Source organism: Microbacterium sp. NPDC060117 (assembly GCF_042729315.1).
In the GTDB taxonomy this organism is placed as follows: Bacteria; Actinomycetota; Actinomycetes; order Actinomycetales; family Microbacteriaceae; genus Microbacterium.
Genome location: NZ_JBHWXR010000004.1, coordinates 77,639 through 91,936, shown reverse-complemented (window position 1 = coordinate 91,936; position 14,298 = coordinate 77,639). Strand labels below are relative to the sequence as shown.

Here is a 14,298-nt window from a genome sequence, read left to right as displayed (position 1 = left end):
CACCTCATTGCGAGCGATCACACCAGGATTGTCCAGGACGAGCGCGTCAGCGGATGCATTGATGTGTGTCATCTGTGAGCCGTCACCACCGAAGAATCAGACCGGACCAAGAAAGTCCGACGCCGAACCCCAGGAGCATCACAGTCATTCCTCGGCGAAGCGCACCGACACGAGAAGCCTCGACTATGGCGATTGGAATGGTCGAGGACACCGTATTCCCGGTATCTTCGAGCGACATGAAGAACCGTTCGCTCGGAATATTCAACTTCCGTCGTAGATGTTCGAGCATGAATGCGTTGGCTTGATGGAATACAAAGAGGTCGACCTCGTCTTCGCGAAGTCCGGCCCGCTCAAGAAGCGTGCTGACCGTGGGCGGCACCACTCGGAGGGTGAAGTTGAAGATCTCCGGCCCGTCCATGAATAGATCAAAACGCCCTCGGTCCAGCTGCCGCGCCGCGCTGTCCGCCAGAGGCTGAAGTCCGCGTCCGTCACGGATACCGCCGCCGGGGACGATGAGGTTCTTCGCGCCTGCGCCATCTGTTCCAAAAACGATCTGGAACCCGTCGTCGCTCTCGACAGACTCGATCACAGTTGCGGTTGCGCCGTCACCGAAGATCGTCCGCACCGACTTGTCGCCCTCATTCAGCAGCTTCGTATAAGTGTCAGTCGTGACCAACAGCACATGAGTCGCCTGCTTCGACTCGATCAGCCCCTTGACGATGCCCAAGGCATAGACATAACCCGAACAACCCAGGTTGATGTCGACTGCACCGACCCCCGTCGGTAACCCAAGCCGATCTTGGACCATGCCGGCAATCCCCGGGAGCACGTAGTCAGGCGTCTGTGAACAGACCACGATGTAGTCGATAAGATCTTGCATCTCCGGGCTGGCTTGGAAAAGCTTCTCCGCAGCACAGATTGCGAGGTCAGACGAGTACTCCGCCTCCCCTGCGATGTGGCGCGATCGGATTCCGGTTTTGGCCGAGATCTTCTCAACGCTCCATTCCGGGAAGGACGCAGCCAGATCTTCGTTGCTGAGGGTGCCTTCAGGGAGGTAATACTCGATCGCACTGATCCTCATACCCATGAGTGCAGTCTCCTTCTACTTCTACACGTATGTTTCGGCGAACCGTCATTGAGCGGTGTATCCGCCGTCGACGCGCAGTATGCTTCCGGTGATCCAGCGGGCGGCCGGCGACGCCAGGAACAGCGCCGCGGATGCCACGTCCACTGGTTCGCCGACGCCGAGCGGGTGCGCCGCCTCGATCTGCGCCCAGGCATCATCACCGAGACGCGCATGCAGATCGTCTGTTAGCGGTGTTGCAACGATCCCCGCCGCAACCGCATTGACACGGATCCGCTCGCGGGCAAGCTCCAGAGCAAGCGACTGGGTCAACGAGGCCACCGCGCTCTTGGTTGCGGCGTAAACGCTGACTCCGCTCCCACCGACCAACCCGATCGCGGACGACATGAAGACGATGTTGGCATCTTCAGTGCGGACACCCTTCCGTCGGAAAGACTTGGCGAGCATCAGGGCGCTCGTCACGTTCACGTCGAACAGTCGGCGAACTACAGCCGTCGAGACTGCCCGCAACGGAGTCGTCTGGTGCACCCCTGCCGCATGCACCAGGGCATCGAGTGGCCCGATCTGTGACGAAGCCTCAGGAAGAACGCGGCTGACGTCCTGCTCATCAGCGACATCCGCCACGACGACAGCGTGCCCGCTACCGGACAGCTGCTGGCGCACGGCTTCGAGCTCACCCTCGCGACGAGCGATCAGCGCGACTCTGGCTCCCCGTCGACTCGCCTGAATCGCGGATTCCCGGCCGATTCCAGAAGACGCCCCTGTGATCGCGACGCGATACCCGCCCAAATCATTCGAGAGTGGGCTATCCACAGCATTCAACTCGGGCTAGTCAGCGGAAGAAGGTCAGCAACGGTCACCGCCCGGGTGAGCCGGTCGGCGTCGACTGCGACTCCGACGCGTTCGTCGACCTCTGCGATGAACGTCAGATTCGACAATGAATCCCACCCCTTGTCGAGCAGATCATCGGTCGGCTGCACCGATTCGATCTCGAGGATCTCTGCGACAAGGGCAAGCAATTCGTTCTGTTCCATGGAAGTTTCTTCTCCGTAGATTCGTGTGTCGTGATCAAGAGGAGCGCCGAGAGAGCAGACGCGCTGGGACACCGATAACGGTGGTATCGGGCTCTACGGGCTTCATAGCTGCAGCAGCTGCCCCGACGATGCTGCGTCGGCCAACCTCGGTCCCCTGGAGGATGAAGGCGCCCGCGCCGATGAGAGCTTCGTCGCGGATCGTGACCGCGCCAGAAATCGCAGCACCGGGGTTGACCGATACGTAGTCTTCGAGAACAGTGTCATGACCCACCGTCGCATTGAGGTTGAGATGCACATGACGACCCAACGTCACGTTCGTGGTAACGCGGACCCCCGCACAGATGACGGTGCCCGGCGCGATCCGCACTCCAAATCCCGTGCTCGCGGTGGAATGCACGACCGTCGCAGACGCGAATCCTTCGGCCACGAAACGCTCGTCGAGCGCCCTGCGCGCTGCAGTGTTGCCGATCCCGAGGAGATACTCGACGCTGCTTCCGGCAAAGCGGTCCACGAAGTACCGGACGTCACCGAGGAACGGGACCTCCTGCTCTCGGAGCAATGACAGGTTCTGCTCGGTCGGGGAGTCGTCGATGACCCCCTCGATGTCGATCCGCTGATCGCGAAGCACATCGAGTACCTCGCGTCCGAACCCGCCGGCGCCGACCACGATCACGCCAGTCATACCTGTCCCCCGTCGAACTTCGTCATCGTCGCGTGCCCATCGGCTGAGATACCTTCACGAGCGAACACCGATCCTACCGTCGCCCAGACGACGCGGGTGTCCAGCACGAGGCTGCGCTTGTCGACATACTCGACGTCGAGAACGAACTTGTCATCCCAGCTCAGAGCATTGCGCCCACTCACCTGTGCAAGGCCGGTGATCCCAGGGCGGACCTCGTGTCGGCGTGCTTGCTCGGGTGAGTACCTCGACAGATATTCGACGAGGAGCGGCCGCGGTCCGACTATGCTCATGTCCCCACGGAGCACGTTCCACAACGAAGGCAGTTCATCGAGGCTGGTGGAGCGCAACTTACGGCCGAACGTTGTCAGCCGATCCGCATCGCTGACGAGTCCTTTGGATTCATCGACGTCGCGCATCGACCGGAACTTGCGCAGCCGGAAGATGCGCCCATCCTTGCCGGGTCTCGGCTGCACGAACAGAACCGGTCTACCAAGGCGGACAGCAACCATTACGGCGACGATCGCGAGCACAGGAGACAGCAGGACAAGCGCCACGACGGACGTCACGATGTCGAGGAAGCGCTTGACGACGTCGTAGGGTCGGCTGCCGCGCACCACGGCTCAGCGCTCTCCGACGAAGGCATTGACACCTTCAACGATACGAGCCCGCTGTGGTTCAGTCAGCACGGATCCGCTGGGCAACGTCAGCCCGCGCGCGAACAACTGTTCCGAGGCGCCGTTGATGACGCCTCGATAATGAGCGAACACCGGCTGCTTGTGCATCGGCTTCCAGAGCGGGCGGCTCTCGATGTCGTCTTGTGAGAGGGCGGCCGCAAGTTCGGAGGGCGCCCAGCCCGTGCGCTCCTCATCGACAAGGATCGATGTCAACCACACGTTGTCGTGCTCGTCGCCGTTCGCACCAAAGACCTCGACGCCGTCGACCGTCGCGAAGAGTTCCTTGTAGAGCTCCCGCATCTCTCGACGACGCGCGATCATCGCGTCGAGCCGGGACAGCTGTGCACGCCCGAGGGCGGCGAGCAGGTTGCTCATCCTGTAGTTGTAGCCGATGTCGATGTGCTCGTAGTGCACGACGGGCTGACGCGCCTGTGTGGCGAGATACCTCACATGCTGGGCGAAGTCGGCGTCGTCGGTGAGGAGCATCCCGCCACCCGAGGTGGTCATGATCTTGTTGCCGTTGAAGGAGACGATCGATGCCCGGCCGAAGCTCCCTGCGGCGCGACCCATGTGAGACGCTCCCAGCGACTCCGCGGCATCCGCCAGTACGGGGACGCCGAACTCCTCCGCGATGGAGAGAATAGTCGTGTAGTCCACGGCTTTGCCGAGCAGATCGACGGGCACGATCGCCGCGACGTGCTCCCCCGCGTCGCGCAGCGTCGTCAGAGCCTCCCTCAGCAGTACGGGATCCATGTTCCCCGTCTGCGGATCGGCGTCGACGAAGTAGGGCTCGGCACCCGTATACACGATCGCGTTGGTGGTCGCAGCGAAGGTCATGGTCGAGGTCACCACGACGTCTCCGGGTTTGACGCCCAATGTCAGCAATCCCAGGTGAAGCGCGGCCGTTCCTGAGCTCAATGCGACGCCGTGCCCGACGCCCAGCCGCTCCGCCAGCTCACGCTCGAACGCGTCGACGTCTGGGCCGAGAGGTGCGATCCAACCGGAACGGATCGCCGAGATGATCGACTGCTCTTCCAACTCGGTCACATCGGGCGATGACATGTAGATCCGGTCAGCCATTCGAAGGTGCCTCCTGTGGGACGCGCGTCGAGCCGTTGACGACCTGGCTGATCACGATCCGGTCGACCACGGCGGTGTCGTTGTTGCGGGGTTCCGCCTTCATCCGCGCCTCCCAGCCGGACTTGTCCAGTCGCTCAGGACTGATCGTATCGGCGTGCGCGTGCGAGATCTTCGGGTGGAAGGGCCGCTCGAGGTTCTCCCGGGCACCGACCAGTTCCTCGTGCAGCTTCTCGCCGTGGCGCAGACCCGTGAAGACGATCTCGATCTGCTTCCCCGACATCGCGATCATGCGCTTGGCGACCTCGAGGATCGACACCGGCTCCCCCATGTCGAGGATGAGCACCTCGCCGGCACGACCGATTCCTCCGGCCTGGATCACCAGCTGGCAAGCTTCCGGAATGGTCATGAAGTAGCGAGTCGCGTCGGGGTGCGTCACCGTGATCGGCTTCTCCTCGGCGATCAGACGCTGGAAGGTCGGGAGCATGGATCCGCGGCTGCCGATCACATTGCCGAAGCGCACCGAGAGGTACTGCATGCCGGTCTGCTCACCGACCCAGGCCGTGAGCTTCTCCGCGACGCGCTTGGAGTGACCCAGCACACTGGTCGGGTTCGCGGCCTTGTCAGTGGAGATGTTGACGAAGTGGCTCACACCGACCCGGCGCGCAGCCTGCAGGACGTTCAGTGATCCGATGACGTTGGTCTTCCAGGCCTCGTCGGGATACTGCTCGAGCATCGGAAGGTGCTTCAGGGCGGCGGCATGGAACACGACCTCAGGGAGGCGCTCATCGAAGATCGCATTCAGCACTGACACGTCGCGGATGTCGGCGAGCACGACCTCCTTGGAGTCGAGCAGTCCGTTGCCGGCCGTACCGAGCTGCGCCGTCTGCAAACCGGTCTCGTCCCGGTCGAGCATGATCAGCTCGCTGGGCCCGAACTTCGCGAGCTGGCGACACAGCTCGGATCCGATGGATCCTCCGGCACCTGTGACGAGCACGCGCTTGCCCGTGATGTACCCCGCGATCAGCTCGACGTTGGTGTCGACCGGGTGCCGACCGATGAGGTCTTCGATCTCGATGTCGCGGACATCGACGCTGGCATGTCCGTCGAGCATGTAGTCGGTGATCGTCGGCGTGACCGACACGCTCATACCGGCGGCGTCCGCCGCGTCGCTCAGCTCTCGCAGCAGCACGCTGTCGGCGTTGCCGAGCGCGATCACCAGTCGGGTAGCGCCCGTCCGTTCCGCGATCTCGGCGAGCTGACTGCGGCGACCGAGCACCGGGACGCCGCGCAGCCGCAGGTTCTTCTTCGCAGGATCGTCGTCGATCAGCCCGACCGGGAGGATCGGCGATCCCGGGTCGGTGATGATGGTGTGGAGGAGACGGTCACCCAGATATCCCGCGCCGACGACCAGTGCGCGCTCCGCGTTCGTGCCGGGCTTTCGGGAGCGCTCGACGACGAGTCGCGCGACGTAGCGCACGCCGAACATGAGCAGAAGCACGAACGGGCCGGCGAGCAGGACGGTGGCGCGCGGGACGCCGATGTGGTTTCCCGAGGGGACGACCACGGACGAGAGGATCAGTGTGATGCCGCCCGCCACGAGCGCCAGCGTCCATACCTCGCTGAACGAGCCGTAGGAGTAGCGACCTCGATAAAGGGCGAGCACATACCCGACGATGAGCTGCATCGCGGCCGCGATGAGGCCCAGGCAGAACGTCGCGACCCATCCCGAAAACGGAAGCTTGAAATCGACGCGCAGTCCCACGGCGAGGAAGGTGCCGAACACCCAGGCGAACGCGTCGAGAGCAGCCACCCATCCTCGTCGCCGGTGCCCCACGCGGGTGACACGACCGGCGACGACCACGTTCTCGCTTTGAACGGCACTCTGCACGACAGCATCCCCCCACACTCGATCCGCGGCACTTGAGCGCACGGACGCTCAACATCGCTAGCCCCAGATGAGGAGAGATGCACGCTCTGCCCCACCATCCCTGCCCTTCAGGATCCCATACCTGTGAGAACGCCGTGTGCCGTTGTCCGGAAAGTGACGCAAAGCGTACGGTTTCCGTTCGCATTTCGTACGGTATCGACGACGATGTCGGCCGCGTCCGACCGTCGCCGCGGAGGAGTGAGGCTTGCCGGCGTCGCTCCGATGTTCGGGGGAAATGCGAGGAGGACCCTTGACCACCCGAGGGCGTCCGTCCGTGCTTCACGCCCGCCACGGCGAACGACCAGCGCGTGCTTCGCTAGGCTGACCGCGTGGGTGGGGAGCAGACGGCACAGTGGCGTATCGCCGACGCCGTCGCGTGGACGATCAGCGGCAACGACGTCGTCGCCCTCGATCTCGAGTCCTCGACGGCGCATCCGATGACGCTGCAGGAGACGGCGGCGTACATCTGGGAGGAGATCGCGGTGAACAGTCCGATCTCCACGAACTCGCTGGTCACGAACGTCGCTGATGCCTACGAGGTCGGGGAGGAGATCGTCAGAGACGATGTCCTCGCCCTGCTCGATGAACTCCGCGACAGGCATCTGATCCGCCGCACGACCTCCGCCGGCATCTGACTCGAAGGAGCCACCACCATGCACGTCCTCGTCACCGGCGGCGCCGGATTCATCGGTTCGCACACGGTCGTCGCTCTCCTCGAGCGCGGGCACGACGTCACGATCGCCGACGACTTCGACAACTCGTCACCCGAGGTGATCAACCGGATCGAGCAGATCACCGGCATCCGACCAGCAGTGGCGGAGGTCGATCTGCGCGACGAGGACGCGTTCGACGCCGCGTTCGCGGCCACAGCCCCGGACGCCGTCATCCATTTCGCCGGGCTGAAGTCGGTCGGCGAGAGCTCGATCGATCCGCTCCGCTATTACGAGCACAATCTCAGCAGCACATTCTCGCTGCTGAACGCGATGAAGAAGCACGGCGTGCGCACCCTCGTCTTCTCCTCTTCGGCGACGGTCTACGGCGAAGGCCAGGAGCCGCCCTATGGCGAGGACGGCGGGCCGCTCGACGCGAACAATCCGTACGGCATGACCAAGGTGATGCTCGAGCGGATCCTCTCGGATGTCGCCGATGCCGAGCCGGGATGGCACATCGCGCTGCTGCGCTACTTCAATCCGATCGGAGCTCATGAGAGCGGTCTGATCGGAGAGGATCCGAAGGGCGTGCCGAACAACCTCGTGCCGTACGTGCTGCAGGTGGCCATCGGTCGCCGCCCGCACGTCAGCATCTACGGCGACGACTACCCGACCGCCGACGGCACCGGCGAACGCGACTACATCCACATCGCGGATCTCGCGGAAGGACACGTCGCAGCGCTCGAGAAGATCGTGGCGATCGAAGGTGCACGGGCATGGAATCTGGGCACCGGGCAGGGGACGTCGGTGAAGCAGCTGATCGCCGCCGTCGAATCGGCCTCGGGCATTCGGATCCCGGCGGTCATCGCACCCCGTCGCGCGGGCGACCTGCCGCGCAGTTGGGCCGACACCTCGCGCGCAGAGGCCGAACTGGGCTGGAGAGCCACCCGCGACATCGCGGATATGGCTCGTGACGGCTGGCGCTGGCAGTCGCAGAATCCGCGCGGCTTCGACTCCGTCGACTGAGCGGGACCGCCGCACGCAACTGTGGCCGAATCGACGCCGCGCGACCATGGCCTGCGGCGTGCCGGATCCCTAGAATCGCACCGTGCCTTCCCGACACGAAGAACGTGGGGCGCGCCCGGCTCCCGAGAACTCTTCACCCGAATCGGACGGTTCGCTCGCACGCCTTCTCGTCGACGCGGACCTCGAGCACGAGAAGTCCAAGAAGCGATACCGTCGCCCTCTGCTGAAGAGCGCCCGGTTCTGGGTGCCGATCGCGATCCTGCTGGTGCTCATCGGGCTCGCCATCGCCGGCGTCCTCGCCGCGAAGCAGCTGTACGGGCACGCGATGGCGGCGAAGGCCGACCTCGAGAAGGCCATCCCGCTCGTCGACACCGTGCAGCAGCAGATGCTCGACGGCGACACCGCCGGCGCGAAGGCCACGATCGCGCAGATCTCGCAGCTGACGGCCGCCGCCGAGAAGGAGACCACGGGCCGGCTGTGGAAGAGCGCGGAGTGGGTGCCGGTGGCCGGGCCGAACCTCGTCGCCGCACGCGTGGTCGCCGGATCCGTCAACGACCTCGTCACCAACGCGATCACGCCACTCACCGCGGTCGACCTGAAGGCCCTGATGCCGAAGGACGGCGCCATCGACGTCGCCAACCTCTCCAAGCTCGCCGCCACGATCGAGACGGCGAACACGAGCGTCACCCGCATCAGGACGAGCCTCGACAAACTCGACCGTTCGGCCCTCGTGCCTCAGGTGGCCTCCGGCGTCGCCCAGCTTGACGCCGCCATGGCGAAGATCGAACCCGCCGTGACCCCGATCCACAACGCGCTCACCATCCTGCCGAAGGCCCTCGGCGCCGACGGCCCTCAGCACTACCTGCTCATCTTCCAGAACAACGCGGAGTCGCGCGGCACCGGCGGCAACCCCGCCGCCATCACCCTGCTGACGGCCGAGAACGGCAAGATCTCGATGACGCAGCAGGCCAATTCCACCGACTTCAGGAACGGCCGCCCGGATCCGGTCATCGCACTGAACCCCGAGACCGAGGCACTCTACGGCGACAAGATCGGCCGCTACATCCAGGACGCCACGCTCTCCCCCGATTTCAGCGAGACCGCGCAGATCGTTCGCGCCTGGTGGGCGGAGACATACGGCACTCCGGTCGATGCCGTCGCGTCGATGGACCCGGTCGCGCTCAGCTACGTGCTGCGCGCCATCGGTCCCGTGACCATGCCTGCTCCGTTCGGCGAGACGCTCACGGCGGACAACGCGGTGCCGCTGCTGCTGAACGAGGTGTACGCGAAGTACCCGGATCCCGCCACGCAGGACGCGTTCTTCGCGTCCGCCGCCAAGACCGTCTTCGACGCGCTCCTCACCACGCACGCCGATCCCAAGGCACTGCTGACCGCACTGGTGCACGCCTCGAACGAGGGGCGCCTGATGTACTCCCCCGGCGACGCGGCGCAGGCAAAGCTGCTGGCCGGCACCCCGGTGGGCGGCAACATGCCCGTTGACAACGCGAAGACCACCGACCTCGGCGTCTACATCGACGATCTCACGGCAAGCAAGCTCGACTACTACATGCAGATGGGCATCGCCGCGTCGAGCACGCAATGCCAGAAGCCCGATGCGCCGACGTTCACCAGCACGGTCACGCTGCAGAACACGCTCGACCCGGCCGCAGTCCCCGGTCTGCCGCCGTACGTCGATCCGGGGCTCTTCTTCCCCAAAGGCCACGCCTCGACGGACGTGTACCTCTACGGACCGGTCGGATCCACTCTCACCGGCGTCACGGTCGACGGTCAGCCCGTCGCCACGTCCGGGCTGCCGCACCTGGGCCGCACCGTGGCGAAGGTCAACGTGCTCATGGCGCCCGGCCAGACCGCGACCATCGCGGCCTCGTTCAGCGCTCCCGCCGGCGCATTCGGACCGCTCGAGGTGCGTCACACTCCGATGGTGAAGGCGACGCCCGTCACGATCGACACCCCGGGGTGCACGCCGGCGAAGAAGTAGTGCGGCACGGTGTGCGGCCAGATACGCGGCCACGGCTCGATCCCCCGCGGGGCTGGTCAGCTCCGGGATCGACTGAGGCTCACGGCGAAGGCAGCACGATCGTGGGATCCGCGGGCGGAGTGCTCACCGGCGGCTGCGACGGGTCCGACGGCGGCGGCGATGACGGCTCCGCCGGCGGCACGGTCGGCTCCGCCGTGGCCCCGCCGCTGGTGCCCGTGCCTCCGGTGCGGCCGGATCCACCCGATGCGCCCTCCGCGACGGCACGCGCCTGGTCCGCGATGAGCGCGGCGAGCGCGCTGCGCCAGGCCTCCATCGCGGCGAACGGCGTCGGACCGAACGGATCCGAGGCCGCTGCTGCGGCCGCCGTGTCGGTCGCCGCGATGCGGAACGGCTCCGCGGCGTCGGCGTTCTCGGCCACGGCCGTCGCCGCGAACGCCGGGATCGACTGCCGGAAGGTGGTGATCGCCCCGCGGAACCCGGCGCTCGCGGCGGTGAGGGACGCCTGCCCCGCTGCGATGTCGCGCTCGAGCTGGTCCAGCGAGGCGTTGGTCGCGCTCTTGCCCGCGGGTTTCGGCACCTTCACCGCGGCGATCGCGGCGACGTAGGCCTGACGCGCGGCATCGGCGGCGAGACGCGCGGACTCGTCGCTGGATCCGGCCATCGCCGCCAGCGGCGCTGCGAACGAATCGGCACTGGTCTTCGCAGCCACCACGGCGGCGGCCAGCGCGTCGACCGACTCGTTGACCTTCGCCACGCGCTCGGGGTCGACGGTCGCGGTCGGAGACGCTTGCACGGTCACGGGCGCGGACGCCGCCGGCGTCGCTAGGGCCCAGCCGGCGCCGGCCGCGGTGATCACGAGCCCCACGGCCATCGCGATCGCCTGTGGGCGCGCGAATCCGTAGGTCTGCGCGTGCTGCGGCTCGGGGCGGGCGGGCACGGGCGACGGGAACGAGTGCGTGTAAGGATGCGCCTCGATCTCGGCCTCGTCGAACAGGTGCCCCTCGGTCGTGTCGATGAGGGCCGTCGCGGGCGTCAGATGCAGGTCGTCGACCTCGTCCTGCCGGACTGCCGGACTCTGCTGCGAAGGGGTCAGGTCCGCGAACAGCGCTCCCACATCGTCGTGATGGCTCTCACCGGCAGCCTGCTCGGGCCCCTGCTCGTGCGGGAACAGCGCCGACAGGTCGAAGGCGCTCCCGTCGCCGGGCTGCGGGCGTTCGCCGTTCGCAGCCGCTGCGGTGCCGGCCCCGTCCCGGGGCAGGTCATCGTCGGGCATCTGTCTCTGCCTTTCCCACGTCGACGCGGTACTCGACTCTATCGACAAAGCGACGCCGGCTTCGTGAGGCGACGGATGCGGCACCCGCCGGATCGGGCGCCCCCGCTGTCCCCGCACTCTTCGCCGGCATTCGCTGGTCGCGATACGCCCTATCAGCGCGCTCGAAGGGGCGCCTCGCGACCAGCGAACCCGGCACGAGGGCGACTCGCGACCAGCGAACCCCGGCACCAGGGCGAGTCACGACAGGCGAGCGTGCGGTGCGGCCGAAGCTCCCCCGCGGTCGGACGGCTACGGGCGTCCCATGCCCAGGTACGTCCACCCTTCGGCACGCCACGCGGCCGGATCCAGGCAGTTGCGTCCGTCGACGACGATGCGTCCCGGGGTCAGCGACGCCGCGTGCGCGGGGGTCAGCTCGCGGCGATAGAGATCCCACTCGGTGACCAGCACGAGCGCCTCGGCCCTGCGGATCGCCTCGTCGCGATCGCGCTTGTACTTCAGCTGCGGATGCAGGCGCTTCGCATTCGGGATCGCCTCCGGATCCGTCACCGTGACCTTCGCCCCCAGTCCGCGCAACCGGGTGGCGACGTCGAGTGCGGGCGAGTCGCGCACGTCGTCGCTGTGCGGTTTGAACGCGGCGCCCAGCATCGTGATCCGCCGCCCCACCACGCTGCCGCCGAACGCGTCGACCACGAGGCGCACGGCGTGCTCCCGGCGACGCAGATTGATCGCATCGACCTCGCGGAGGAAGCCCACCGATGCCCCGCGTCCGAGCTCCTCCGCGCGCGCCGCGAAGGCGCGGATGTCCTTCGGCAGGCAGCCGCCGCCGAACCCGATCCCCGCGCCCAGGAAGCGCCGACCGATCCGCTCGTCATGGCCGATCGCGTCGGCGAGCAGGGTCACGTCCGCGCCGGACGCCTCGGCGATCTCCGCCATCGCGTTGATGAACGAGATCTTCGTGGCGAGGAAGGCGTTGGCCGCGCCCTTCACGAGCTCGGCCGTGGCGAGGTCGGTGGCGAGGAACGGGCTGCCGCTCGCGATCGCATCCGCATACGCCTCGCGCAGCACGTCCGTGCCACGCGCACCGGCGGCATCCCCGTCGGCGCCGACCACGAGCCGGTCCGGGCGCAGTGTGTCGTGCACCGCCCACCCCTCGCGCAGGAACTCCGGGTTCCAGACCAGGGTCGCGCCAGTCTCGGCCACGCGCACGGCCAGCGCCGCGGCGGTGCCGACGGGCACGGTGGACTTGCCCGCCACCACGTCGCCGGGCTGCAGGTGCGGGAGCAGCGCGTCGAGCGCCGCATGCACGTAGCGCAGGTCGGCAGCCGACGAGTCCGGCTGCTGCGGGGTGCCCACGGCGAGGAAGTGCACCCGCGCACCGCCGGCATCGGCGATGTCGGCCGAGAACGTCAGCCGCCCGCGCTCCACACCGCTCGCCAGCAGCTCGTCCAGCCCCGGCTCGAAGAACGGCGCGCGCCCTGCGGCGAGCGCGGCGATCTTGTCCGGATCCGTATCGATCCCGATCACGTCATGCCCGATCGATGCCATGGCCGCCGCATGCACGGCGCCGAGATACCCGCAGCCGATCACAGACATCCGCATGAGGCCACATCACCGGATCCGCCTCTCCTCCGCACGACGAGCAGGCGTCGCGACGGCGACCTCTGGGTGAACGGTTGGGGCAGGCGCACGCTCGGGGTGCACGTGCACAGGAAGGCGCTGGCGTGCGGTCGCGCCGACGCGCGGCCCGGGGCCCCGTTCGCTGGTCGGCCCGGCGCCCGTTCGCTGGTCGGCCCGGTCGCGGCCCGGTGCCCGTTCGCTGGTCGCCAATCGCCCCTTCACGACGCCCTAACGGGCCATACGCGACCAGCGAACAGCACCCCGGGGCCACAAGCGACCAGCGAACAGCATCCGAATGACCCCCAAGGTGATGAACGACAGACGAGGGCCCGCCGATCGTCGGGAAACCTACTTCGGGGTCGCCGTCACCAGGATCGGCAGATGGTCCGACTCCCCCTGCGGCAGCGTGCGCACCGACTCCACGACGAACCCCGACGCCGCGGCGAAGTCGTAGAACCCGCGGAACACCCGATAGCGCGTGTACGTGTGCTGGTCGCTCATGACCAGCTCGTACCCGACGTCGCGCATGTGCTCGCTGAGCCGCTCCTTGAACACGGGGTAGTTGAAGTCGCCGACGATGAGCTGAGGCAGACCCCAGCCGAGTTCGGAGAGCTCCGACAGCGCAGCGCGGATCTGGTCCCGCCGCAGCGCATTGCGCGCCGTGAGCGGAGCCGCGTGCAGCGACGCCACGAGGAAGTCACGGCCGGCGTCGATGTCGCGCAGCCGCACGCCCAGCAGCCGCTCGTGCGCGGGGCGGAGCACGTGGTCGTGCAGCGACTTCTTCACCGAGACCGCTGCCATGTCGACGAGGCGGAACGCGCTGGAGCGGTAGTAGATCGCGAGTCCCAGTCGGTTGCGCTGCGTCGTGTGCGCGAGAACCAGCCCTCCGGCGCGCTCCGGCAGTGAGGCGGTGTCGCCTTCCTGCAGGCACAGCACGTCGGGGTCATGGGCATCGACGAGGTCGTCGAGCTCATGCGCCGCCCGGTGCTTGCGCAGGTTGTAGGAGATGATCCGCACGGTCCCCACCGTACCCGCGCGCGCTCTCGGCAGCCTGGGCGGTTGCGCGGTGTTCACGGGGTATTACGGATCCGGATCCGCGGCGCGCGATGCGCATGTTGCCCGCACGGTCGGGAGGAGTTCCTGTGTTGGGGAGGAGGATCCCGCGCGAAAGCTCCTCCCCAGCGCGAGATCTCCGCCCGAAGCAGCGAAGACCCTCCCGGGACCGGCGTCGCGCGGATCCCCGGACGTGGAT

General features: G+C 66.9%; 13 protein-coding genes. 3 read left to right on the top strand and 10 right to left on the bottom strand.

Going from position 1 to position 14,298, the window contains the following annotated elements:
- Positions 1-82: 82 nt before the first annotated feature.
- The 7 genes from ACFWCK_RS16295 to ACFWCK_RS16265 are packed head-to-tail and all read right to left on the bottom strand — an operon-like array spanning position 83 to position 6,364.
- Complete coding sequence (locus ACFWCK_RS16295; protein ID WP_378806835.1) at positions 83-1,087, bottom strand: 3-oxoacyl-ACP synthase III family protein; 1,005 nt, start codon at positions 1,085-1,087, stop codon at positions 83-85.
- A 45-nt stretch (positions 1,088-1,132) separates the two neighbouring features.
- Positions 1,133-1,897, bottom strand: coding sequence for an SDR family NAD(P)-dependent oxidoreductase (locus tag ACFWCK_RS16290; protein WP_378806833.1), 765 nt, complete (start codon positions 1,895-1,897; stop codon positions 1,133-1,135).
- Positions 1,898-1,902: 5 nt separating this feature from the next.
- Positions 1,903-2,118, bottom strand: coding sequence for an acyl carrier protein (locus ACFWCK_RS16285; protein ID WP_378806832.1), 216 nt, complete (start codon positions 2,116-2,118; stop codon positions 1,903-1,905).
- 34 nt (positions 2,119-2,152) lie between these two features.
- Positions 2,153-2,800 carry an acetyltransferase gene (locus ACFWCK_RS16280; RefSeq protein ID WP_378806831.1) on the bottom strand — a complete coding sequence of 216 codons (648 nt, stop codon included), beginning with the start codon at positions 2,798-2,800 and terminating at the stop codon, positions 2,153-2,155.
- Positions 2,797-3,414: a sugar transferase gene (locus ACFWCK_RS16275; RefSeq protein ID WP_378807379.1), complete on the bottom strand. Its 618-nt coding sequence runs from the start codon at positions 3,412-3,414 to the stop codon at positions 2,797-2,799. The genes ACFWCK_RS16280 and ACFWCK_RS16275 overlap by 4 nt, the downstream gene beginning before the upstream one ends.
- Positions 3,415-3,420: 6 nt before the next feature.
- The gene (locus tag ACFWCK_RS16270) at positions 3,421-4,554 is read right to left on the bottom strand and encodes a DegT/DnrJ/EryC1/StrS family aminotransferase (RefSeq protein WP_378806830.1); all 1,134 of its coding nucleotides are present in this window, start codon (positions 4,552-4,554) and stop codon (positions 3,421-3,423) included.
- Complete coding sequence (locus ACFWCK_RS16265) at positions 4,547-6,364, bottom strand: polysaccharide biosynthesis protein (protein WP_378806829.1); 1,818 nt, start codon at positions 6,362-6,364, stop codon at positions 4,547-4,549. The genes ACFWCK_RS16270 and ACFWCK_RS16265 overlap by 8 nt, the downstream gene beginning before the upstream one ends.
- Positions 6,365-6,810: 446 nt before the next feature.
- On the opposite strand from ACFWCK_RS16265, the gene ACFWCK_RS16260 reads away from it, so the two are divergent.
- The 3 genes from ACFWCK_RS16260 (at position 6,811) to ACFWCK_RS16250 (ending at position 10,156) form a co-directional block, all read left to right on the top strand.
- A complete protein-coding gene (locus ACFWCK_RS16260; protein WP_233312340.1) occupies positions 6,811-7,116 on the top strand; it encodes a PqqD family protein in 306 nt (101 codons plus the stop codon).
- Positions 7,117-7,134: 18 nt separating this feature from the next.
- Positions 7,135-8,157 (top strand): UDP-glucose 4-epimerase GalE, encoded by a 1,023-nt coding sequence (galE, locus tag ACFWCK_RS16255; RefSeq protein ID WP_378806827.1) that lies wholly within the window; start codon positions 7,135-7,137, stop codon positions 8,155-8,157.
- Positions 8,158-8,239: 82 nt separating this feature from the next.
- Positions 8,240-10,156, top strand: coding sequence for a DUF4012 domain-containing protein (locus ACFWCK_RS16250; RefSeq protein ID WP_378806826.1), 1,917 nt, complete (start codon positions 8,240-8,242; stop codon positions 10,154-10,156).
- A gap of 79 nt (positions 10,157-10,235) precedes the next feature.
- On the opposite strand, the gene ACFWCK_RS16245 is transcribed toward ACFWCK_RS16250, so the two are convergent.
- The 3 genes from ACFWCK_RS16245 to ACFWCK_RS16235 form a co-directional block, all read right to left on the bottom strand.
- Positions 10,236-11,429 carry a hypothetical protein gene (locus ACFWCK_RS16245; RefSeq protein ID WP_378806825.1) on the bottom strand — a complete coding sequence of 398 codons (1,194 nt, stop codon included), beginning with the start codon at positions 11,427-11,429 and terminating at the stop codon, positions 10,236-10,238.
- Positions 11,430-11,717: 288 nt separating this feature from the next.
- Positions 11,718-13,028, bottom strand: coding sequence for a UDP-glucose dehydrogenase family protein (locus ACFWCK_RS16240; RefSeq protein WP_378806824.1), 1,311 nt, complete (start codon positions 13,026-13,028; stop codon positions 11,718-11,720).
- Between the two features lie 366 nt (positions 13,029-13,394).
- Positions 13,395-14,063 carry an endonuclease/exonuclease/phosphatase family protein gene (locus tag ACFWCK_RS16235; protein WP_233312345.1) on the bottom strand — a complete coding sequence of 223 codons (669 nt, stop codon included), beginning with the start codon at positions 14,061-14,063 and terminating at the stop codon, positions 13,395-13,397.
- Positions 14,064-14,298: the final 235 nt, after the last annotated feature.

Coding starts and splice junctions, on each gene's coding strand:
- ACFWCK_RS16295 (WP_378806835.1), bottom strand. CDS start 1,087: ATGGGTATGAGGATCAGTGCGATCGAGTATTACCTCCCTGAAGGCACC.
- ACFWCK_RS16285 (WP_378806832.1), bottom strand. CDS start 2,118: ATGGAACAGAACGAATTGCTTGCCCTTGTCGCAGAGATCCTCGAGATC.
- ACFWCK_RS16280 (WP_378806831.1), bottom strand. CDS start 2,800: ATGACTGGCGTGATCGTGGTCGGCGCCGGCGGGTTCGGACGCGAGGTA.
- ACFWCK_RS16270 (WP_378806830.1), bottom strand. CDS start 4,554: ATGGCTGACCGGATCTACATGTCATCGCCCGATGTGACCGAGTTGGAA.
- galE (WP_378806827.1), top strand. CDS start 7,135: ATGCACGTCCTCGTCACCGGCGGCGCCGGATTCATCGGTTCGCACACG.
- ACFWCK_RS16245 (WP_378806825.1), bottom strand. CDS start 11,429: ATGCCCGACGATGACCTGCCCCGGGACGGGGCCGGCACCGCAGCGGCT.
- ACFWCK_RS16240 (WP_378806824.1), bottom strand. CDS start 13,028: ATGCGGATGTCTGTGATCGGCTGCGGGTATCTCGGCGCCGTGCATGCG.